The following is a 20,382-nucleotide window of genomic DNA, read 5'->3' on the forward strand; positions in this document are numbered from 1 at the left end:
CCAAGCCAACGAGGACCGAAATGCCTAGACCAACCCCCTCGACCGCCGATCCGATCGACCACTTCATCGGCGATGCCGTCCGTGCGCGCCGCTTGGCAATCGGCGTGAGCCAGAACGCGCTGGCCAAGGCGCTCGGGGTCAGCTTCCAGCAAGTTCAGAAGTACGAGCTCGGCCAGAACCGGATCGCGACCTCGCGGCTGATCCACATCGCTCGCGCCCTCGACTGCAAGATCACTGATTTCATTCCTGAGGATGACCGATGACCGCTCAGCAAACCGCTGCCCGGACGATCCGCCCGACTGCGAGTATGGTGGCGGCCGTCACCGCCAAGCAGCTTTCCGAAGTGCTGATCGCCCTGCGCAACACCATCGAGGGCAACCCGCAGCTCTACGGTCGGCAGACGCGGAAGCTCGACCGGGCCGAGCGCGCCATCTTCGACCGCCGCTTCAACGACGCCCGTGAGCTGATGGCCGACATGCAGCAGGGGATCGAGGCCCGCGACCAAGCCGCATCCATGCAGGCTGCCGCCCAGGAGCAGGAGGCGCTATCAGAAGCCCGCGGCGCGCCAACGTCGAAGACCGAGACGGGCGTCGCCACTCGCGATGGCTGGCTGTGGTTGGTGAACAAGGGACGCTATTCGGCTGGCCGAGTTGAGGCTGGCCGACGCTTCCGGGAGAAGTTCAGCAAGGCGACCGACGACAGCATGAAGTCCTGCCTTGCTGATGGCGCGGCCGGCGCCGTCTCCGAGGATGCGCCATGCTCCCATGCCGCCCGATCTCATGCTCGGTTCGAGATCGAAGGCGTTCAGCGCCACATGCAGTCGTCAGCAGGCTTGGCGTCGGGGTCGCTGCTTTTCGAGCGGCTCGTCGCTGTGGTCGGGCGAGGGGAGACGGTTCGACAACTAGCTGGCGGAAAGGATCGTGAAGCGGAGGGTTTGGCGATCGAGCTTGGCTTTGCGCTCGACCTAGCCGGGGTTTACCTCGGAGCGGTTCGATCATGATAATTGCCAACGAGATGAAATAGCCGCAGCCGACCGCCGCAACATGCGTTCATCAATCTGGCCCATTACCCTTGTCGCATGCCCTTACATTTCCATTCTTGTCGACGATTTGACAGAAGAACCACTTCTTGACTTGTTTGTTGGGATTTTCCCAGCAAATGCTGCCCGAATAAACCAAAACATGCGTTTCGGCTTGGATTAGATCGTTGTCAGTTGCGGTCAGGGCGTTAGTCCTTGAACTTGTCACCGTCTCTTGGTTGCTGATCGCGAAGCGTTGTTTCTCGAAACTGTCGCATATCTGCAAACTTAAATTGAACGATTGTGGTAGAACGTCAAAGTTGGAGACTATCCAATAATTGGTCGCGCGGCCGGCGTTTTCTACTGTAAGCGTTATTGAGGGCTTAGTGCCCTGTTGCGGCTTGTTGTTCGCCCTGAATGCGGTGGTTGAAAGGGCGGCGCTACGACTCTCTGCGTAGCGCGTAGCGTTCGCCGTGCTCTCGCTCCTTACTGCCCCTACCAAGTCGGACGCTGCGGCGGAGGAACGATCAAGGGCGCGCCGTTGGGAGCTGGCTTCGGTAGTCTGTGCTGCGAGTTCGGCCGTCCCTCGCTCGGTTGCGGCGGCCAACGCCTCAGCGGCACCAGCGGCACGATTTGCGGCGGCGAACTGTCGCTCGGCCGCCTCGGCCATTCGGGTGAGTTCTGCAGACGTAATCTGGACGCTGTGCGCAGCTTTGGTCGCAGTCGCGGCTTGGCCCCAGGCTACAATTGCTCCAACCAAACTCGCGGCAGATCCCAGGCCAAGCAGGGCAAGCTCGACTTGCTTAAAGGAAGGTTTTTTCATTTTGCATCCCCCGCCACAAGCGTGCGCGATGCGTTGCTTCAGTGCAACTGCGCGATGGCGCAGGGCGTCCGGCGCTAACCCTTGCGTTTCCGCGCAAATCACCCATAGATGTGGTCAAGGTCGCTTAGCGCGCCCCGAAAAAGCCCTGGCCGCGGTCGGGGCTTTTTGCTGTTTGGAGCACTCCTGCCCAGGCGACAAGCTAGGTCTAGCTCAGCGCCGAGTCGCGGCTCACACGCCGCTAATGGTCGTCACCAGTCGGTGAATGGAGGGGCCTACTCGGTCAGCGAGCAATACAAGAAGCCATCCTGCCGCGACGATCAGTGGGGCTCCCAACCGCATAGCGTCGATCGCAACTTCAAGCGCCCTGTAATTTGAGCGGTTGCTGGGTTGGTTTGCCACCATGGTGTCATAATCCCGTTCCGAAGCGGCCGATCGCTCGCGAGCAATGTTTAGTTTTCGCTCTAGTGCTCTCCTGGTTGCATCAGACGAACTTTCTGCTGCGCTAAACTGTTCGATTGCGTGCTGGACGTTCTCTTGCGCATCGGTCACGCGCTTTTCAGCAGCGTTCAGGTTTTCGTTCCGACGGTCTGCAAATCTTTCGCTGAGCACGATGTCGTACGTAGCACGCAGCTGAAGCGCCAGTAGCAAGTACTGGGCAAGCATGTATGCAAGACCGAAAATCAAGCCCGTATGAAGCAGCCAAATCGGCACGCTGATTACGCGCAGCAATGCGTTCGCTGCAGTGGGATCATAGAGCTTGTAATGCACGAGAACTGCGCCGGCGCTTGCAATCAGTAGCCACTTCCGCGTTTTCAGAAGGCGCGCGTAGGGCCCCTCTGCAGCAGTGTGCTCGTCTTCGCCCGTAAGTACCTGCAACATTTCATCGCCCCCGCGGTGGACAGGTTAGGTGCTCCCCCATTCGTTGAAAAACAATCAGAGAAATCAAACATGGCCAGTCGTGGCGGTGCTCGCCCCGGTGCGGGCCGAAAGAAGGGCGCTGTCTCCCAGGCTAAGCTCGACATTGGCGCTATGGCGAAGGAACACGCTGAGACGGCGCTGAAGGTCCTGGTCGCGGTCGCCAACAACGCGAAGGCTCCGAGCGCGGCTCGCGTGTCAGCAGCCACCGCCATTCTCGACCGTGGCTTCGGCAAACCCCGTCAGTCGGTCGAGGTTGATGGGACGATGGCCGGGGTCATGACCGTGACCTACGTCAGCACGGCTGCTGGCCCGCCAATGGCAGCGAGCGACGAGGACTACGAGACTACCGAGTGATCTATGAGCCCATCCCGGCCTATCGGTTCCTGACCGAGAAGCCGCTGGGGTCTTATCGCTTTCGGGCGGCGCACGGTGGGCGCGGCGGGGCAAAGTCCTGGGAGTTCGTCGACGCGGCGATCTTCCACACGGTGACGACGCCCAGGCTGCGCACGATCTTCCTTCGGGAGATCATGGCGAACTTGAAGGAGTCGTCGCTGGAGCTGGTGCGCAACCGGCTTGAGCACTACGGCCTGCTTCACACGTATTTCCGCGAGGTCGATGGGACTTTCGTCGGTCTCGGCGGACAGAAGATCCTCTTCATCGGCTTGTGGAAGGGGAACAAGCCAGACGGCATCAAGTCGCTGGAAGGCGCGGGGCTGACGATCCTTGAGGAGGCGCAGGAGGTGCGCCAGGCCTCGCTCGACGTTCTGCTGCCGACCATCCTTCGAACGGCCATCTCAGAACTGTGGGCTATCTGGAACCCCCGGCTCGCCATCGACCCGATCGACGTCTTCTTCCGCGGTCCGGTGAAGCCCAAGCGGGCCATCGTTCGGAAGATCAACTACGATCAGAACCCGTTCTTCCCAGAAGCTCTGCGCGAGCTGATGGAGTTGGACTTCCTGAAGGACCGTCTTCGCGCCGCCTGGATTTGGCTCGGCGCTTACATGCCGTCGGTCCAAGGCTCGATCTGGAACCGTGAGGGTCTGGACAAGGCCTGGCAGGCCGGTCGCTTCGTCGAGGACGGCTGGGGCAGGGTGGTTGTCGGCGTTGACCCTTCAGGGGGAGGCGACGACGTCGGTATCGTGGTGGTCGCCGAGTACGGCGATGGCGCCATCGTTCTTGAGGACGCGACCTGCCCGGCGAGCAGCCCGCACGCGTGGGCGACTGAGGTAGCGAAGTGCGTGGAGCGCTGGGACGCCGACTGCGTCGTCGCTGAGAAGAACTTCGGCGGGGAAATGGTGGAGAGCACGTTGCTCGCCGCCAACGTCAACACCCGCGTCGTCCTGGTCCACGCCAGTCGAGGCAAGCACGTCCGCGCCGAGCCGGTCGCCGCGCTCTACGACCAGGGCCGAGTTCGTCACAAGGCTCAGTTCCCGCTGCTTGAAGCGGAAATGTTGATGACGACACCGGCCGGATACCAGGGCGAGGAGTCGCCGAACCGGATGGACGCCGGCGTCTGGGCGATCACGGAACTGAAGCTCGAACCCGAACAGCCCGCCTTGATGATCCTGAAGAAGAGGCTGCGCGGATGAACCCGTTGACCCTGATGGCCAACGCGGCCAGCCGCAGCCTTTCGACCATGTTCCCGGGTTTCTTCGGGACGGCCAAGCACGACCACTACAAGGACTTCGGTTTCCCGACGAACCCGCAGTTCGGCCAGTTCTACGACATGTATCGGCGCAACAGTTTGGCGCGCGCCGCGGTCAACAAGACGATCCTGAAGAGCTGGCAGGACACGCCGTTCCTTCAGGAATACCAGCGCGACGGCGCCGGGCCGCAGGGCAAGCGCAAGCAGGCCGAGACCCGCCGCGAGAAGGAGATCCGCGAGCGCTTCTCCGACTTGCGCGTCTGGCAACAGCTCGCGGAGGCCGACCGCCGCTCGATGGTCGGCAAGTACGCTGGCGTCATCCTGCGTCTGGCCGACAGCAAGCGATTCATGGACCCGGTGGACACCGTTCCCGGCGGTCTGGATGGCCTGGTGGAGGTCATTCCCGCCTGGGAAGGCCAGCTTACGGTTTCCGAGTGGGACACCGATGAGAGGTCGGACGGCTACGGCCATCCGAAGATGTTCCAATTCCAGGAAGCTTCTGTCGACGAAGGCAAGGCTCAGCCCCGCGCCTTCCAGATCCACCCCGACCGGGTGGTGATCTGGTCGGACGACGGCACGGTGAACTGCAGCTCAGCCATTGAGCCCGGCCTGAACGACCTGATGACGATCGAGAAGATTGTCGGCGCTGGCGGGGAGGGCTTCTGGAAGAACGCTAAGGCCTCGCCGGTTCTGGAGATCGACAAGGACGCCAAGGTCGAGACCATGGCGAAGGCCATGGGCGTCCCGGTCAGCGAACTCGCCGACAAGATGGACGAGCAGGTCAACGACTGGCAGCGCGGCTTTGACGCCATGCTGATGCTTCAGGGCATGAAGGCGACCGCCCTTCAGATCACCCTGCCATCGCCGGAGCACTTCTTCTCCATCGCCGTGCAGTCGTTCGCGGCGTCGTTCCTGATGCCTGTGAAGATCCTCGTCGGCATGCAGACCGGCGAACGCGCCAGCACCGAAGACGCCCAGGAGTGGGCTCAGACCAACAAGGCCCGCCGCGCCGACCGCGTGATCCCCAACATCATGGGCCTCGTCCGCCGGCTGGAGCACTTCACCATCCTGCCGGAGCGAGACTGGTTCATCTCCTGGACCGACCTCACCGAAAGCTCGATGGGCGAGAAGATCGACCGCGTCGGGAAGATGGCTGAGACCAACGCCAAGATGCAGGCCACCGGCGAGCGCGTGTTCACCGGCGATGAGATGCGTGCGGCGGTTGATTTGGAGCCGCTCACCCCGGCTCAGAAGGCGCTGCTCAAGCCTGAGGCTGAAGAGACGGACGACGGCCAGGCCGACGACAAGACCGACCCCAGCAAGGACGACGCAGAATGAAGAACCAGTTCCCCGTCCGGGGCGCGACGACCTCTGCCGTCGAGATGTTCACCATCGCTCCTCATGCTACCGACGAGCTGCCGCAGGTCCCGCGCGCGATCTACGTCGGAGGTGCGGGTAACCTCGCCGTGGTGACGCAGGGCGGCGAGACGGTCGTCTTCAAGGGGCTCGGGGCAGGGCAAACGCTGGTGATCGCACCGGCGCGTGTCCTCATCGCCGGTACGACCGCCACCGACCTCGTGGGTCTGGTCTGATGCGCCTGTTCCTGGCGAACCACGCCGAGGGCGAACAGGTTCGGGTGAACATCCGCGCCGTCGCCAACACCGCAGCGATCCGGCGCGAGAAGCGCGGCGACCGTGACGTCATCATCGTCCCCAGCGCCACGCTCCCCGACAACGTGGTGATGAACGGCATTCTCTATCCGGCTGCCGAGATCGAGAAGAGCTTCAAGGGCCTGGAGCGGACGCCTGCGCCCCTCGGACACCCGACGATCAACGGCAAGTTCGTCTCTGCACGCGATCCGGAAGGGATCAACCTCACCTACATCGGCGCCTGGAACGAGAACGTTCGGCGTGAGAATGGCCGGGTGCTCCTCGACAAGGTGATCGACGTCGAGGTCGCCAATCGCACCGAGGGCGGCAAGGCCGTACTTGCGGCGATCGACAAGGGCGGCCCAATTCACACCTCCACGGGTTTGCTGGCCCGCATGGAGCCGGTGGCCAACGCCACCACGCACACCCGCATCGCTCGGGGCTACGTGTTCGACCATGACGCGATCCTTCTGGATGAGAAGGGCGCGGCCACCCCGGAGGCGGGCGTCGGCATGATGGTCAACGCTGCCGGCGATGAAGAAGAGATCGAGGTCGTCAACTCCGTCATCGAGGATGATGCGGAACGCGATCTCGGTTGGGCGCTGGATTCAGCGCTGAAGGCTCTGGAGAAGCGCCAACGCGCGCCGCTCTTGGAGCGAGCCAAAGCCGCATTGATCGAAGTCTTCACCGGCTCCGAGCGGGAACCCTCAAACAACCAGAAGGACGACGACATGGACAAGGTCCAGTTCGACGAGCTTTCCGCGAGGGTGAACACCCTCTCGGAGGCTGTTAAGCCCGAGGCGCTGGCTGCCGCTATGGCCACTGCTGTCGGCAACGCAGTCGCCGCGGCGATGAAGCCGCTGGTGGATGCCCAGGAAGCTGTGGCCAACAGCCTGAAGGCCAAGGACGACGCCGAGCTGACTGATCTGGTCGGCAAGATCGTCAAAGCCAACATCATGGACGAGGACGCGGCGAAGGAGCTGACGCTCAACGCCGCGCGCGCCCTCGCCAAGAAGGCCGAGCCTGGCAAGGCCGCCCCGCTGACCAACGCCTTCAACGGCCCCGGCGGTGACAAGCCTGCCTACACCCTGCCCAAGGCGGAGGCGTAACCATGGCCCGGTACAACAAGATCTACGCCGGCCCGGTGACTGAGGTCACCCCGCAGGTCCGCGAGCTTCCTGCCGCCGCCGCCATCACGCCTGGCCAGTTGATTGTGGTCTCGTCCGGCAAGTTCACGCCCGCCGGCGCGACTACGGTCGGCAAGCTCTACGTCGCCCAGGAGAACTATCTCGCCCTGGAAGGCGTCGATACCGCCTATGCGATCGACGACGTGGTCATCGGGATGGAGCTGCTCGACGAGCAGTTCTTCAACGTCCGCGTCGCTACTGGCGTGAATGTGGCGCTCGATGCCGCTCTAGTTCCCGGCGCCAACGGCACCGTGGCGCTCTCGGCCGTCGGCTCCAAGCAGGTCATCGCCTTCGCCGAGGAGGCCCTCAACAACACTTCAGGTGCGACCCAGCTCGTCCGCGTCCGCGCGGCGAAGGGCTACCTGACCCCGGCCTCTTAAGGAGGGCTCAGAGCATGCGCTATTTCGACGAAACCCTCGTCGCCAACCACTCCGAGCACCGCAACTGGTGGGGTGAGTTGTCGGTCAACCGCGAGCACTTCCACCGCAGCGAGACCTCCCACGCGGCCTTGATAGCCGAAATGGGCGTCGCCAACGCCGCTTCGATCCTTCCGCGTGATGCTTGGCTCGAAATGGACGGCATCACCCGCCGCGTCATGCGTGACGACGAGGGCGAGGTCTACATGCGCGACCTGATGGCGCTGGCCAAGCCGGTGAACATCGGCAAGCTCGTCCACATGACCCGCGTGTCTTCGGACGCCGGCAAGGTGGTCCGCTCTATGTCGGGCCAAGTGCCGGTCGGCATGGACAAGGTGGTCTACGACTACCGTGGCGCGCCGGTGCCGATCTTCTCGACCGCCTATGGCCGGGAATGGCGCGAGTGGAACACGTTGCAGAGCGAGAACTTCGACGCTCTGTTGGACGACCAGGAAGCCCACACCGCCGCCCTGCGCCGTGACCAGGCCGACTATGTCCTGAACGGCGATATCAAGCTCTCGGTGAAGGGCTACAAGGGCTACGGCATCCGCAACAACCCGCTGACCAAGCTGGTCAATCTGGGTTCGGGCGCTGGGGGGGCGAACATCAACCTCACCACGGCCACCGCCGATGCCCTGGACGTGTTCTTCAGCCAAACCCTCGGCGCCATGCTTGACGCCAATCTGATCGTTGGGAAGGTGAACCTCTACATCTCGCCCGACATCGCCCGGGCCTGGGACAAGACCTATTCCGGCTCGGCCGGCTTCAAGGAGGGGACGGTCTTCGACTTCCTCAAGAAGAACCGCCGGATCAACAAGATCGAGGTCACCTACAAGCTGACCGGCAACGAGTTCTTCGGCTTCGTTCCCAGCTCGGAATACATCCGCCCGCTGGTTGGCATGGCCATGAACACGACCGCCATGGCGCGCCCGAACCCGACGGACAACTACCAATTCCTGGTGATGGGCGCCCTCGGGCTGGAAGAACGCGCCGACTACAACGGCAAGTCCGGCGTCTTCGCCTCCGTCATCGTCAACTAAGCCTGGAGGCCTCGCCTTCGGGCGGGGCCGTCCTCACGCCTGAGGAGGGCGAACATGAAGATCAAAATCACCGCCGCCGGTATCTTTGACGGGGAGGGCCGGGAGGTCCCCATCGGGACGGAAGTCACGCTGACTGAGGAGCCCACGGGCTGGGCTGGCCGGTACACGATCCTGTCAGGCGATGCGACCGACGACGAGAAGGTCGCCGTCATCAATCCGGCTGACGCTCCTCAGCCCGTCCTTCCGCTTGAAGCGAAGGACCAGGGCGGCGGCTGGTGGGCCGTGACCGACGCCACTGGCGCTACGTTCGGCAAGAAGCTCCGCAAGGACGACGCCGAAGCCTTCAACACCCTGACCGACGACGAGAAGGTCGAAATGGTCTCGGGCGAGGACTGATCCAATGGCGGGGTATGGCAGCCTGGAGGGTTGGCGAGCTTACGCGCTGGCGCGGGGCGATAGCGCTCCGACCAGCGCCCCAGACGTCGACGCTCAGGCTGCTCTGCTCCGCGCATCGGACCACGTTCGATATCGCTACGTCGCCAACCTGCTCCCCGGCCTTGATGAAACCCTCGAGGTCGTGGAGCCGGCTACCTACGTCGCCGCCTCGCTGGAGTTGGCGACGCCGGGCTTCTTCTCTCGGACCTACACGCCTGGCGAACAGAAGGTGCTGACCCAGGTCGAGGGCATCAAATGGACCGTCGTCGGGGACGCTTCGAAGTCCTTCGCCGCCGCGCCGACCTCCACTTTGATCGACGCCATGTTCGCGCCGTTCCTCATCGACCGCGACGTCCCGGGCTTCATGCTGAGGGCGGTCGGTGGCTGAGGACTGGGCGGCCATCGCCGCTGAGGTCAACGGGGGGCTAGGGGAGGTCGGCCAAGAGGTGACCATCGCCACGCCGGCCATCGACGGGGCCTATGATCCGATGACCGACACAGTGATCGGCGGCTCGGCGCCTATCGTCCAGCACGGCTCGGGTAGCCAAAAGTCATACAGCGCTCGCTCCATCGACGGGACGGTGATCCAGCAGGGCGATGTTCAGTTCATGCTCTCGCCCCTGAAGACCGATGGTTCGCCGATCTCGGCGCCCGTCGCCGACCGGGACACGCTGACCAAGCTCGATGGCCCGTGGGCGATCAAGCACGTCGACACCGTCGCGCCGGCGGGCGTGCCGGTACTGTTTAAGCTTCAGCTTCGTCGGGGGTAGGTCCGACGGTGACGCCCCGTTCTCTGAGGACTTCCTTAGCGGCGGTCATCAGGCCGCCGCGGAAGCTGCTCTTACGGACGCCATCGACGAGCTCGTCCGTGGTCATGCTTTGCATCGACTTACGGTGAAGTTCGAACTCGTGAGCCCGGACTTCGCGCTTTGTCACCATGAGCTCACCTCCAATCCAAGCTGAAGGTAGCACATGGGTCTTGCTCTCGGCATCCGCTCCCACGCGGCCAAAGCGATGGGAACGGTAGACACGGTCGTGCGCGAGACGGTCCTGGAGTTCGCCGACCGCCTGACCACCGAGTGGACGCCGTTCGGCAATCCCGAGCTCTGGAAATCTCCGCCGCCTGCCGACTACCGGCCCGGCAATCTTCAATCGTCCTGGTTCTTCTCTGTTGGCGCGCCTTCGCGGGCGACGACGGAGCGAACCGACATCCGCGCCGTGAACGATCTGGACCAACTGCCTGAGCATGCTGGTCAAAAGGTCTACCTCACCAACAACGCGCCGCACGCTGGGGCCATCGAGGACGCTCACTCGTCCCAGGCGCCCATCGGCATCATGTGGGCGGCCGGTGAGTTCTCGCCGATGGCCGCCACCATAGCTCGGAGACATTCGTCATGAGCGATCAGGTGATGCGCGGGCTGTTGCAGACGCGCCTGCTTAGCCTCGGCTGGGCGGCCCAGACGGTGTTTGAGAAGCGCAGCTTCACGCCGACCCCCGGCGTTCCATATCAGGAGGCTACGACCGTCTTCTCAGAGGCCGAGGCCATCACGCTGGCCGGCAGCGATCACGGCCGCGGCGTCTTCCAGGTCCGGCTCATGTACCCGCTGCTACCGGCCGAAGGCATCGGCGAGGCGTGGGCGCGAGCCGAAGAGATCCGCGCGCTCTTCCCCCGGAACCTCAAGATCCTGGGCGGTGGGGCGACGGTGAAGATCATGCGCAAGCCGGTCATCACCCGCGGCACGCCTCAGGGCGACCGGGACGTCACGATCATCAGGGTCAGGTTCTCCGACCGCTGAGCCCCCCGGGCCCCGCGCCCGCTTCACTGAGGACGACACCATGCACACCGTGAAAAACACGGGCGACACCACGCGCCGGTTCAACGCCCGGCGGCCTGACGGCAACCTGTTCATCGCGCGGCTTGCGCCTGGCGAAAGCGGCGAGTTCGACGCCGACGTGAAACAGGCTGTCTTTGTGCGGGGCCACCTGAAGGTCACCGAGGTCAACGGCAAGCCCAAGGCCGCGCCAAAGGCAGCCGCGAAGAAGCGCGCCGCCCCCAAGACTGTCCCTGCCGGGAAGGCGACCCCGGCCGCCGCCGACCCCGAAGCCTGATCCAACCAACGCCACCGGCCACGGTGCGTCCCAACGTCGGGCTTCACCCGACGTGATCCCCACCCCGCACAAGGAGCGACACCATGCCGGGAGCTACTGAAGCCTTCACGTCTGCTGGTTCTGAGCTGGCGATTTCTGCCGCCCTGCCGGCCACCCCCAACGCGGTCGGGTTTGCCGCGCTGACTTGGATCGATATCGAAGAAGTCACTGACCAGGGTGCCACCGGTCGCACCTACAACATCGTCAATCACCAGCCGCTCAAGAGCCGAGGCGTGGTGAAGCTCAAGGGCAGCTTCAATGACGGCGCGAAGACCGTCCAGGCAGCCTATGCCCCCGGCGATCCTGGCCAAGCCCTGGTCGCGACCGCGCTCGACGACGACGACTTCTATTCGTTCCGTGAGACGCTGCAGGACGGCACGATCAAGTACTTCCTGGCCCAGGTTACCAGCGCGCCGACCAATGTCGGCGGTGCCGACACGGTCACCGGCACGACCTTCAACCTGGAGATCAAGTCCGGGTCGTTGATCACCGTGCTGCCCACCTAAGCGCAGCCAGAACAACTACTTCCCCCGACAACTTCACGGGACGGTCGCGCCGTCCTGCTTTTTCAGAAAGCACCGCCATGACTGAGCTTTTCGACATCTCCGCGATCGAGGTCGCTGACACCTTCGACGTGGTCCTCGAGCATCCCAAGACGAAGGAGCCGATCCTCGTCGGCGGGACGGAAGTGACCAACGAGGATGGCGAGACCACCAACGTCGGCGGTGTGCCGATGAGCGTGACTGTCTACGGGCCCGGCTCGAAGCAATTTAAGGCCGCCAAATCAGCGCAGTCGAACCGCAACATGAAGCGCGCTCGCGCCAGCGGCGGCCGAGTCGAGACCACGGCGGACGAAGAAGCGGCCGATGCCGCGGCCTTCCTGTCCACGATCACGGTCTCGCTCAACAACTTCACTTACAAGGGCTTGCCGACCGACGCCCGCGACACCTTCCGCGCGCTCTATCTGGACCGGAAGATGGGTTGGATCACTGATCAGGTGAACAACCAGGCGGGGGACTGGGGACGTTTTACGAAGGCTGCGCAAAGCAGCTAGAGCTTCACGTTCGCCACCGGGCGTGGCTTCAGGCCACGCCAGAGAGGGCCGACAAGAAGGCGTCAGTTTCCCGTCTCACCACTTTTCAGAACAAGGCCAACCTGGGCGCCGACGTTCCTGACCTCGCGCTGCCGGCTATCGACGCTGGTGAACACCTCGTCGACTATCTGTTCGCGCTCGGGCCGGCTGCGGCCGGCGAGACGCTCACGTTCACCGAGATCGGCCACTGGTCGAACCTCACGGGGACGGTGCTCACCGCGTGGGAGGCCGAGACCCTTCGCAGGCTGTCATCGGCATACTTGAGCGAGTTGGATGCGGCGAGAGATCCGAAGCGGCCGTCGCCGAAGAGGGCTGCGCAAGCCAGCCCGGCCTAGGCGCCCTTAACTGGCACCCGCGCCAGATTGCGCGATGTCTGATCGAAGATCGCCCGGGCGCGTCTGATCGCCCGCGGCGCATGCGGCTCGGCTCTCTCTAGGGCGCCGGCGGCGTCGAAATAGATCTGATCCACGTCCTCAGGGCTGAGCAGCCCGCGCTCCTGAAGCGTCGTGAAAAGAGCGTGGACCAGCGCCTGGTGAGCGATCAGCGAAGCGCTGATTTCGTCCACCCCGGTCCATTCGTCATCAACGTCCATTCGTCGCTCCAAGTGGGCGGAAACCTTAGCATATCGCCAGGGAGGCGCACGCATGTCTATCGATGTCGCCTCCCTGGTTTTTGAGATTGACAGCACCCAAGCAGTCACGGCTCGAAAGAACCTGGAAGACCTCGAAAACGTCGGCGCGCAGGTCGACGCCAGCGCACGGCGTATCAAGACCGCGACCGAGCAGGCGGGGATTGGGCTGGATAAGGTCGCAGCCGGCGCGCAGCGCGCCACCAAGGCCGCCACGGAACATGCTACCTCACAGGGGGCCGTAGAGAGGGCGACCCGCCAAGCGGAACTCGCGGCCACCCGTGCCGCTGATCGCGAGGCGGCGGCTTGGGCGAAGGTCGAAGCGGCTCTCGAAAAGCGCAACGCGGCGTATCGAGGCGAACTCGCGGCGCAGTCGGCTACGCAGGCTGCGAAGGCCGCTGCTCAGGAGGCTGCGGCCTGGGGCAAAGTCGAGTCGGCTCTTGAGAAGCGCAATGCTGCATTCCGGGTCGATATGGCCGCAAAGCAGGCGTTGGAGGCGGCGAAGGCTGCCAATGACGAGGCGCTGGCCTGGGCCAAGGTTGAGGCGGCGCTGGCAGGCCGGAACGCCGAACTTCGCGCAAGCAATCTGATTGCGACCATGAAAGCCGAAGCTGCGGCAGTCGGCGCCCTGGAGAGTCGAATTGACCGTCTGATGGCCTCCATCGACCCGGCGCGGGCGGCGCAATCGCGTCTCAACGCCGAAATGCAGGAGGCTACGGCCCTCTACAAGGCTGGAGCGATCTCAGCTTCGGACTATGCGCGGGCCGTTTCCGTGCTCGACGCCAAGATGGCGGAGGCGGCGCGGCAGCAGAACACAGTGAACGGGCTGCACGGCGCCACCGCGAAGGGCGCGAAGCTCGCCGGCCACGAGATGGCTAACCTAGGCTCTCAATTTGCCGATATCGGCGTCTCTCTCGCATCTGGCCAAGCGCTCTGGCTGGTCGCCATTCAGCAAGGCGCGCAGATCGGCGGCATCTATGGCCAGGCGGCCGGCCGCGGCGTCACGCTCACCAATGTGCTCGGACAGCTCGGCGGCGCGGCGGGCGGGGTCGTGTCGAAGTTCGGCCCGCTGCTGCTGGTGACGGCGGCAATCGGCGGAGCCTTTGCCATCGCCACACAGCAGATCAACGAGGGCAACAAGGACATCGCCAAAGGCCTCGGCTTGACCGCTGAGCAGATGGAGAAGGTCAAGAACGACAGCGTCACGATGGGCGACACCATCAAGGCGACCTTCCAAGTCGCCGGCCAGGCCATCTGGGACGCCTTCGGGCCTCAGATCGAGCAGGTCGGCCGCGCGATCAAGACTTGGTACGATCAGCTGATCGACGACACTGTCAAAGAGATCAAAGCGATCGTCGGCTTCTTCGTCGGCGGCTACGAGGCGATACGCGCGACCTGGGGCATGCTGCCGGCCGCCATTGGCGATGCCGTCGTGTCGGCGGCCAACTTCGCCATCCGCGCCGTGGAGACCATGGTCAATGGCGCGATTGACGCGCTGAACCGCCTGAATCCGGTCCTGAACACGCTCGCCCAGATGGCAGGCATGCCAGGGACGCTCGCCCCACTGTCGCACATTGACCTCCCCGAGATCGCAAACGCCAACGAGGGCGCGATGCGAAATGCGGGGGAGGCGGCGGCGAAGGCCTATGCAGATGGCTTCGCCAAGGGCGGGGCCGCCGTTGACAGCACCTTCAGCAAGATCGCTGCCCAGGCTGTGAAGAACGCCAAAGAGCGCATCCTCAAGGAAGCAGGCGACGCCAAGGCGGGACCAAAGGGCGCCGCTGCGCCCCGTGACCAGTCGCAGGAGCGAACCGCCCAGATCGAGGGCATGATCCAGGCGGCGCTGGCTGACGAGCTCCAAGCCCGGCTCGGCGTTACCCGAGAGGTTGAGGCGCGAGCGGATCTGGAGCGCCAGATTGCCCGCGCTCAGGAAGCGGTGAAGGCCGCCCAACTGGACCGCCAAGCCGCGAACATCGCTGACGATAAGGGCCTGACTGACGCCAAGAAGGCCGAGCTACTTGCTCAGGTCGAGATCGTCCGGAGCATCAATGCGCGGGCTGCGGCCTACCGGGAGCAAGCGATCACTGAGGCGGCGGCGGAAGCCAAGGCGCGGGAGGCGTTCAGCATCCTTCAGGCCGACGTCGAATTGCAGATCCGGATACTGGATGGCCAGGACCGGGTCGCTAGGTTCGAATATGAGCGCCAACAGATCGCCCGCGACCGGCTGAAGCTGGAGCAGACGCTCGAACGCGAAGCGCTTGAGCAGTTGGTCGCTTCGCAGACGGCAACGGACGCCCAAAAGGAGATCGCGCAAGCCATCCTCGATCGTCTCGGCGGCATCCACGCCACCGAACAAGATGCGCTTCGATTGGAGGCGCTCGGCCGCGCGACGGACGAGGCCGCTCGAGCAATCGAGGACATTGGCGACGCCATTCGCGAGCATGACTGGGGCCGAGTCTTCACGTCGCTTATCAAGGCCGTCGATCAGGCGATTGTCGCCTTCACCAGCGCCAAGACGGGCGCTGAGCGAATGTCGGCGACTGGCTCGCTGTTCTCTGCGGCAGGCGGCGCGGTGGGCGGCAAGGCGGGATCGGTCCTCGGCGCTGTCGGGTCCGGCTTCTCCGCCGCCGGCGCGGCTGCTGGAATGGCGGGCAGCTTCGGCACCATAGGCACCGCGATTGCAGGCCTGGCCGGCCCTATCGGCATCGCCGTAGCCGGGTTTGGCCTGCTCAGCGGCATCCTTGGCGACCAGAAGGCGAAGAAGCGCGCCAAGCTGGAGCAGGAGGCACGCGACATGGAGAACGCGCGTGCCGCCGCCCTGGAAGAGGCGAACCGTCAGGCTGAGCTGCAGCTTCGCATCCTCGAACTGTCGGGGGATGAGATCGGCGCCTTGACCAAGCGCCGCGAAGCCGAACTCGCGACGCTCAAGGGCGCGAGCCGCGCGCTGGCTGAGTACGTCCACGCCCTGGAAGATTGGGTCAAGGCCGTCGATCTGGCCAAGGACGCGGTTTCAAAGGCGCAAGACGATCTCCGCGCCGCCTATGAGGCCGAGAAGGACCGATTGAACGCGGTGATCGCTAGCGTCGAGACCGCTCGTGACCGCCTGCGCGATGCCTATCAGCGCGAGCGCGGCGCCATCGAGGGCACGATCTCCAGCGTTCGCTCGCTGGTCGAGACCTTCGCCGACTTCCGCAAGGAACTCGACATGATGGCAGTGGCGAACGACCCGAGCCGTCAGTACCGCTACGCCCAGCGGCAGTTCGCCAGCGCGACCAACGACAACTTCGTGGAGCGCGGCCGGGCCTTCGCCGAGGCCTCTCAGTCGGCTAGCGCCACAGAACTCGACTTCCAGCGCGATCTGGCCGCCGTGCGCCGGCGTACGGACGAGGCCGCCAAGACCGCGCAGACCCAACTGACGGCGGCCGAGAAGCAGCTTCTGGCGCTCGACAACCTGATGAGCCCGCTGCTGGGCGCAAACGATAATCTGCTGACGATCGATGAGGCCATCCGAGGCCTCCTGACCGCCGAGCAGGAAGCCGCGCTCGCAGCCGAGGAACTGGTGCGGCTTGACGCCCAGGTCGGCGCGCTGATCGCCATCAACTCGTCGGTGCTTTCCGTCGTGCAGGCGGTGAACAACCTCCAGGGCGCGCTCGGCGCGTTGGCGGCAGCCCAGGCGTCCAAGCCGTCCGAAGGTGCGTCGGGGCAGGGCTCTCAGGCTGTTGGCCTCACGGGCTACGTCGACAAGAACGCCGACCTCGCCGCTCTGTACGCCAGCGGGTCAGGGATGGCTGCCGGCCGAACCAAGGAACAGTTCGCCCAGTATCATTGGGAGCGCTACGGCCAGGCTGAAGGGCGCACCTACACCGCCTTCGCGCGCGGCGGCGACCACACGGGCGGCCTGCGCCTCGTCGGGGAGGAGGGGCCGGAACTTGAGGCCACTGGCCCGAGCCGGATCTTCTCCGCACGCCAGACCGCCCAGATGCTCGGCGGGGATAACTCCGAGGTCGTGGCTGAGCTTCGCTCCCTCCGTGAAGAGGTCGCCGCCCTTCGCAAGGAAGCGGCCAAGACTGCGGGGAACACCAAGAGCATGGACGACCGGGGCAAGCGCCAAGAGTTCAACGGCGCGTATGTACGCGGCCAATCTCCTGACGATCCGGTCGTCGTGGCGGTTGCCTGATGTATGTGATCCAGCCCCTCGGCGAGAGCCGGACTACTGTCGCCGAAACGATGCTCACGGTGACCAGCGTTCCCGAGGTCGCGCCGGCTATCTACGTGAACGGAACGACCTACGGCTTGGACGCTGAGGTCAGCATCGCTGGCACCTTGAACCGCTTCGACGTCTATCGCTCGCTGCAGGCTCCGAACGCCGGCCACCCACCCGCGTCATCGCCTGCTTGGTGGCGCCATCTGGGAACCACCTATGGGACCTTCGTCCCCGGCAGCTATGCCCTCGGCGCTCACGTCATCGACCCGGTCGCGCACCTCGAATACGAAAGCCTTGTCGCCGCCAACACCGCCCTGCTGACCGACGATACGAAGTGGCTAGAGCTCGGCCCCACGAACCGATGGCGGGCGCTGGACCTCAACAGCAGCACCGGCACGACAGCCCCATCGCCGCTCTCCTACACGATTACTCCTGGTCGTCGGATCGACGCCGTAGGCCTGGCCAGCGTCATGGCGGACAGCTTCACGATCTCCATGAAGCAGGCGGGCGAGGAGATCTGGACCCATTCGGAGAGCCTGAGCACTCGCGTCGTTCGGTCGTGGCGCGACTGGCTTACGAAGGGCTTCACGTTCCGCGACGCCTCGATGGTGCTGGACTTGCCGCTGGTGAGCAGCGCCGAGGTCACGATCACCTTCTTCCGTGCGGGAGGGGAGGTGACGGTCGGCGCCCTCTTCATCAACCGTGCCGTCTTCATTGGTGATGTCGAGGAACAGCCGAGCGACGGAGCAGACAATTACTCGCGCTTCGGCCGAAATATCGAGGGCTCGGCGACTTCGTTCATCCCCGGTCGGGTGATCCCAATCCTGAGCGCCACCTGTTTCGCGGAAGCCGAGCGCGTCCCCGAGATTCGTGCGCTGCGGACCGACACCAAGGCCACGCCCGCCTTCTGGGGCGGCTTGCGGGACGCCAAGAACCCTTACTTCAGCAGCCTCCAGCGCGTCGGCGTGTGGAGGCGCTTTGAACTCACTCCCGGGCATCCAGACGCGCGGATTGATCTAGACGTTGAGGAGGCCTGACCTTGCCCATCGCGCCGGCGCCCATCCCCGAAATTACAACGCCAGTCCCACTGTCTACCGACCCGGATAACTTCGAAGCCCGCGCCGACCAAGCATGGACTGAGCTTCCGGAGTCCATTGAAGGCATGAACGCCGCGGGGCTCGTGACCTTCAACAATGCCACTGAGGTTTTCGAGCGCGCCGTTGAGATCGAGGCTGCGGCTCTTGTCGCAGTAGACGCCGCTGGTCTGGTGGGACGCAGCAGCGCGCCGTTGGTCGTCGGCGCTGGAGTCAAACCCGTCAGCTTGCTAGAGGCCAAGCCCAAGCTGGCGGTCCTGAATAAGCGCGTCGTCATCCTTCAGAACTCTGATCCGACGATCCGGATGTTCGGGACGATCAGCAGCGTCACCTCATCCTCAGCTTTCGCGGTCACGGTCGTCTCGTCGGGCGCCTTTGGCTCGGGAAACTTCAGCTCGTGGCAGATCATAGATGCGGCGTTCTTCGGGGCGGCGGCTACAGCGATTGAGGTCTGGACGGCGAACCAAGCGGCAAGCCTCGCACCGACAAGCCTCTATGGCGCCACGGAGTCCCAGCCTTTCATTGAGCCGGGGGCGGCTGGGACTTTCACCTTCGACGGCAACGCTGGCTGGAGCTTCCACACGACCATAGCCGGGACGGGGAAGACGGTCGGTGCGCCCACCAACTTCAAGCCTGGGCAGTCGGGGCGTATCCGTTTCGTGGTTCAGGCGGGAGCCGGGCCACTGGCGTTCTCGACGGTGTGGAAGTTCTCGTTTGGACCGCCGGTCACCGCCAGCACAAACGGGCTGGTGTTCGTCATCTCCTACTATGTCCACGACGCCTCCAATATCGAGGCCGTCTACATCCCGAACATGCAGGCCTGACCGATGTTGCACGGGTTGGCGCTGAAGGCCGGGCGGATCACCACGGCTCTCCTGATTGGAAGCGGGTCCGTAGCCTTCGGCGGGGGCGCGGTTTCGCTGGCCGGTTCGGGCGCGAAGTCGGGCGATCTCTTTGTCGCCTTTGGACACAGTCTGAGCTCGACAGTTTCCCTGAACGGCGTTGCGATCACGCCAGTGGCCGGCGCCGCTTCCCGCTTTTTCCTGAAGATCTTAACGCAGCAGGAGATCACCGCTGGGGGCACGGCAAGCACCGCGGCGTGGTGGCTTGTAGTTCGCGGTCCCAGCACGGGTTCGATTCGAACGTCTGGCACGGCGGCGGGCGTTGGCCCGACGCTCGCCGGCTTCACAAAATCCCAGTTTAGCGCCGGATTCATCTACGGCGGCGCGGCGACCGGCGCGACGGCCCAGCCGCTGATTAGTCAGCCCGGCTACACCATGCTCGGCTACCTTCAGGGGGCTGGAAACCCGGCTTCGTACCTCTCCGCTGCGCACAATCTCTCGCCCGCGACCTACACCAACGGGGCCAGCATTCCGACGCAGGGGAGCAGCAACGGCTCCACGTCCGCCAACATTCTCGAACTGACTTTCTAGGAGCGCCCCATGATGGAGGCTACGCGCTACGCCCTGCGCAGCGATGATGCATGGGCGGCCCTCGCCGATGGCGACCTGCTGCCCAAGGGCTATCGAGCGCAGAATGGCGATTGGCGTCCTGTTCAGTTCCGATCCGAGTGGGCCGATACCCTCGATCCCGCCGACTTGGCTGAACGGGATGTCGCGTTGATCACCCACATCGACGCGCCGGCGGGCGTTCGGGTGCTGGGCCCAGACATTGGGGACGACGGGGGCGTTCCAATCCGCGCTTGGCGCACTGAACCCTTGTCATCCGATGAGGTCGAGGGTCTGCGCGCGACGCGGATCGCAGACGTGAAGGCCGAAGCTGGTCGCCGTATCCTTGAGCGCTTCCCGACGTGGAAGCAGGCCAACATGAACATGCGGGCGACTGAGCTGGTCGATATCCGCTTGGACCGTGAGTTGACCGCGGACGAAACGGCGGAGCGCGAGGCCATGCTCTCGGCCGCTGCCTGGATCAAGGACGTTCGCGCCGCGTCCGACGCCATCGAGGCCGGGCTGCCTGACGACGCCGATGGGCTTTCCGCCTTCATCGCCTCCACCGCTGACGGCTGGCCCGCCTAAACCACCTCATCGCACCGGAGACTTCGCCATGACCAACACGCCTTTGCG

At 64.4% G+C, this 20,382-nt stretch carries 27 protein-coding genes; 22 read left to right on the plus strand and 5 right to left on the minus strand.

Annotation, left to right across the window (positions count from 1 at the left end; translation table 11 throughout):
- Positions 1 to 20: 20 nt before the first annotated feature.
- Positions 21 to 263, plus strand: coding sequence for a helix-turn-helix domain-containing protein (locus Q8M13_RS07535; protein WP_305299165.1), 243 nt, complete (start codon positions 21 to 23; stop codon positions 261 to 263).
- Complete coding sequence (locus tag Q8M13_RS07540) at positions 260 to 1,000, plus strand: hypothetical protein (protein ID WP_305299166.1); 741 nt, start codon at positions 260 to 262, stop codon at positions 998 to 1,000. Before Q8M13_RS07535 ends, Q8M13_RS07540 begins: the two co-directional genes overlap by 4 nt.
- Before the next feature lie 52 nt (positions 1,001 to 1,052).
- On the opposite strand, the gene Q8M13_RS07545 is transcribed toward Q8M13_RS07540, so the two are convergent.
- Both Q8M13_RS07545 and Q8M13_RS07550 read right to left on the minus strand, forming a co-directional pair.
- Positions 1,053 to 1,841 (minus strand): hypothetical protein, encoded by a 789-nt coding sequence (locus Q8M13_RS07545; RefSeq protein WP_305299167.1) that lies wholly within the window; start codon positions 1,839 to 1,841, stop codon positions 1,053 to 1,055.
- Between the two features lie 228 nt (positions 1,842 to 2,069).
- A complete protein-coding gene (locus Q8M13_RS07550; RefSeq protein WP_305299168.1) occupies positions 2,070 to 2,720 on the minus strand; it encodes a hypothetical protein in 651 nt (216 codons plus the stop codon).
- 150 nt (positions 2,721 to 2,870) lie between these two features.
- On the opposite strand from Q8M13_RS07550, the gene Q8M13_RS07555 reads away from it, so the two are divergent.
- The 10 genes from Q8M13_RS07555 to Q8M13_RS07600 are packed head-to-tail and all read left to right on the plus strand — an operon-like array spanning position 2,871 to position 9,901.
- Entirely contained in the window at positions 2,871 to 3,113 is a 243-nt protein-coding gene (locus Q8M13_RS07555) for a hypothetical protein (protein WP_305299169.1), read from the plus strand.
- Positions 3,110 to 4,348 carry a phage terminase large subunit gene (locus Q8M13_RS07560; RefSeq protein ID WP_305299170.1) on the plus strand — a complete coding sequence of 413 codons (1,239 nt, stop codon included), beginning with the start codon at positions 3,110 to 3,112 and terminating at the stop codon, positions 4,346 to 4,348. The genes Q8M13_RS07555 and Q8M13_RS07560 overlap by 4 nt, the downstream gene beginning before the upstream one ends.
- Positions 4,345 to 5,742: an anti-CBASS protein Acb1 family protein gene (locus Q8M13_RS07565; protein WP_305299171.1), complete on the plus strand. Its 1,398-nt coding sequence runs from the start codon at positions 4,345 to 4,347 to the stop codon at positions 5,740 to 5,742. The genes Q8M13_RS07560 and Q8M13_RS07565 overlap by 4 nt, the downstream gene beginning before the upstream one ends.
- Positions 5,739 to 5,996 carry a hypothetical protein gene (locus tag Q8M13_RS07570; RefSeq protein WP_305299172.1) on the plus strand — a complete coding sequence of 86 codons (258 nt, stop codon included), beginning with the start codon at positions 5,739 to 5,741 and terminating at the stop codon, positions 5,994 to 5,996. The genes Q8M13_RS07565 and Q8M13_RS07570 overlap by 4 nt, the downstream gene beginning before the upstream one ends.
- A complete protein-coding gene (locus Q8M13_RS07575) occupies positions 5,996 to 7,162 on the plus strand; it encodes a hypothetical protein (protein WP_305299173.1) in 1,167 nt (388 codons plus the stop codon). Before Q8M13_RS07570 ends, Q8M13_RS07575 begins: the two co-directional genes overlap by 1 nt.
- Positions 7,163 to 7,164: 2 nt before the next feature.
- Complete coding sequence (locus Q8M13_RS07580) at positions 7,165 to 7,620, plus strand: hypothetical protein (RefSeq protein ID WP_305299174.1); 456 nt, start codon at positions 7,165 to 7,167, stop codon at positions 7,618 to 7,620.
- A gap of 14 nt (positions 7,621 to 7,634) precedes the next feature.
- Entirely contained in the window at positions 7,635 to 8,696 is a 1,062-nt protein-coding gene (locus Q8M13_RS07585) for a major capsid protein (RefSeq protein ID WP_305299175.1), read from the plus strand.
- 54 nt (positions 8,697 to 8,750) lie between these two features.
- Positions 8,751 to 9,092 carry a hypothetical protein gene (locus tag Q8M13_RS07590; protein WP_305299176.1) on the plus strand — a complete coding sequence of 114 codons (342 nt, stop codon included), beginning with the start codon at positions 8,751 to 8,753 and terminating at the stop codon, positions 9,090 to 9,092.
- Positions 9,093 to 9,096: 4 nt separating this feature from the next.
- The gene (locus tag Q8M13_RS07595) at positions 9,097 to 9,519 is read left to right on the plus strand and encodes a hypothetical protein (protein WP_305299177.1); all 423 of its coding nucleotides are present in this window, start codon (positions 9,097 to 9,099) and stop codon (positions 9,517 to 9,519) included.
- Positions 9,512 to 9,901, plus strand: a complete 390-nt coding sequence (locus tag Q8M13_RS07600; RefSeq protein ID WP_305299178.1) for a hypothetical protein — start codon at positions 9,512 to 9,514, stop codon at positions 9,899 to 9,901. Before Q8M13_RS07595 ends, Q8M13_RS07600 begins: the two co-directional genes overlap by 8 nt.
- Here Q8M13_RS07600 and Q8M13_RS07605 read toward each other — a convergent pair.
- Complete coding sequence (locus tag Q8M13_RS07605) at positions 9,876 to 10,070, minus strand: hypothetical protein (protein ID WP_305299179.1); 195 nt, start codon at positions 10,068 to 10,070, stop codon at positions 9,876 to 9,878. The two genes, Q8M13_RS07600 and Q8M13_RS07605, sit on opposite strands and share 26 nt — an antisense overlap.
- Before the next feature lie 33 nt (positions 10,071 to 10,103).
- Here Q8M13_RS07605 and Q8M13_RS07610 point away from each other — a divergent pair, with 33 nt between their 5' ends.
- The 5 genes from Q8M13_RS07610 (at position 10,104) to Q8M13_RS07630 (ending at position 12,333) form a co-directional block, all read left to right on the plus strand.
- Positions 10,104 to 10,529, plus strand: a complete 426-nt coding sequence (locus tag Q8M13_RS07610) for a hypothetical protein (protein WP_305299180.1) — start codon at positions 10,104 to 10,106, stop codon at positions 10,527 to 10,529.
- Positions 10,526 to 10,927: a phage tail terminator-like protein gene (locus Q8M13_RS07615; protein ID WP_305299181.1), complete on the plus strand. Its 402-nt coding sequence runs from the start codon at positions 10,526 to 10,528 to the stop codon at positions 10,925 to 10,927. Before Q8M13_RS07610 ends, Q8M13_RS07615 begins: the two co-directional genes overlap by 4 nt.
- 40 nt (positions 10,928 to 10,967) lie before the next feature.
- The gene (locus Q8M13_RS07620; RefSeq protein WP_305299182.1) at positions 10,968 to 11,240 is read left to right on the plus strand and encodes a hypothetical protein; all 273 of its coding nucleotides are present in this window, start codon (positions 10,968 to 10,970) and stop codon (positions 11,238 to 11,240) included.
- Positions 11,241 to 11,323: 83 nt separating this feature from the next.
- Complete coding sequence (locus Q8M13_RS07625; RefSeq protein ID WP_305299183.1) at positions 11,324 to 11,785, plus strand: hypothetical protein; 462 nt, start codon at positions 11,324 to 11,326, stop codon at positions 11,783 to 11,785.
- Positions 11,786 to 11,862: 77 nt separating this feature from the next.
- Positions 11,863 to 12,333: a hypothetical protein gene (locus tag Q8M13_RS07630; protein ID WP_305299184.1), complete on the plus strand. Its 471-nt coding sequence runs from the start codon at positions 11,863 to 11,865 to the stop codon at positions 12,331 to 12,333.
- Positions 12,334 to 12,395: 62 nt separating this feature from the next.
- Here Q8M13_RS07630 and Q8M13_RS07635 read toward each other — a convergent pair whose 3' ends face one another.
- Together Q8M13_RS07635 and Q8M13_RS07640 are read right to left on the minus strand one after the other, a co-directional pair.
- Positions 12,396 to 12,560 (minus strand): hypothetical protein, encoded by a 165-nt coding sequence (locus Q8M13_RS07635; RefSeq protein ID WP_305299185.1) that lies wholly within the window; start codon positions 12,558 to 12,560, stop codon positions 12,396 to 12,398.
- Positions 12,561 to 12,703: 143 nt separating this feature from the next.
- Positions 12,704 to 12,964, minus strand: a complete 261-nt coding sequence (locus Q8M13_RS07640) for a hypothetical protein (RefSeq protein WP_305299186.1) — start codon at positions 12,962 to 12,964, stop codon at positions 12,704 to 12,706.
- A gap of 52 nt (positions 12,965 to 13,016) precedes the next feature.
- On the opposite strand from Q8M13_RS07640, the gene Q8M13_RS07645 reads away from it, so the two are divergent.
- Genes Q8M13_RS07645 through Q8M13_RS07665 form a run of 5 tightly spaced genes read left to right on the plus strand, consistent with a single transcriptional unit; the run spans position 13,017 to position 20,334 of the window.
- The gene (locus Q8M13_RS07645) at positions 13,017 to 17,177 is read left to right on the plus strand and encodes a phage tail length tape measure family protein (RefSeq protein WP_305299187.1); all 4,161 of its coding nucleotides are present in this window, start codon (positions 13,017 to 13,019) and stop codon (positions 17,175 to 17,177) included.
- Complete coding sequence (locus Q8M13_RS07650) at positions 17,177 to 18,241, plus strand: hypothetical protein (protein ID WP_305299188.1); 1,065 nt, start codon at positions 17,177 to 17,179, stop codon at positions 18,239 to 18,241. Before Q8M13_RS07645 ends, Q8M13_RS07650 begins: the two co-directional genes overlap by 1 nt.
- Before the next feature lie 2 nt (positions 18,242 to 18,243).
- Entirely contained in the window at positions 18,244 to 19,122 is an 879-nt protein-coding gene (locus tag Q8M13_RS07655) for a hypothetical protein (RefSeq protein ID WP_305299189.1), read from the plus strand.
- A 15-nt stretch (positions 19,123 to 19,137) separates the two neighbouring features.
- Positions 19,138 to 19,731 carry a hypothetical protein gene (locus tag Q8M13_RS07660; RefSeq protein ID WP_305299190.1) on the plus strand — a complete coding sequence of 198 codons (594 nt, stop codon included), beginning with the start codon at positions 19,138 to 19,140 and terminating at the stop codon, positions 19,729 to 19,731.
- Between the two features lie 9 nt (positions 19,732 to 19,740).
- On the plus strand, positions 19,741 to 20,334 hold the full coding sequence (locus Q8M13_RS07665; RefSeq protein ID WP_305299191.1) for a hypothetical protein: 594 nt from the start codon (positions 19,741 to 19,743) through the stop codon (positions 20,332 to 20,334).
- Positions 20,335 to 20,382 lie beyond the last annotated feature (48 nt).

The sequence above is a fragment of the Phenylobacterium sp. genome, assembly GCF_030681155.1.
Lineage (GTDB): Bacteria > Pseudomonadota > Alphaproteobacteria > Caulobacterales > Caulobacteraceae > Phenylobacterium.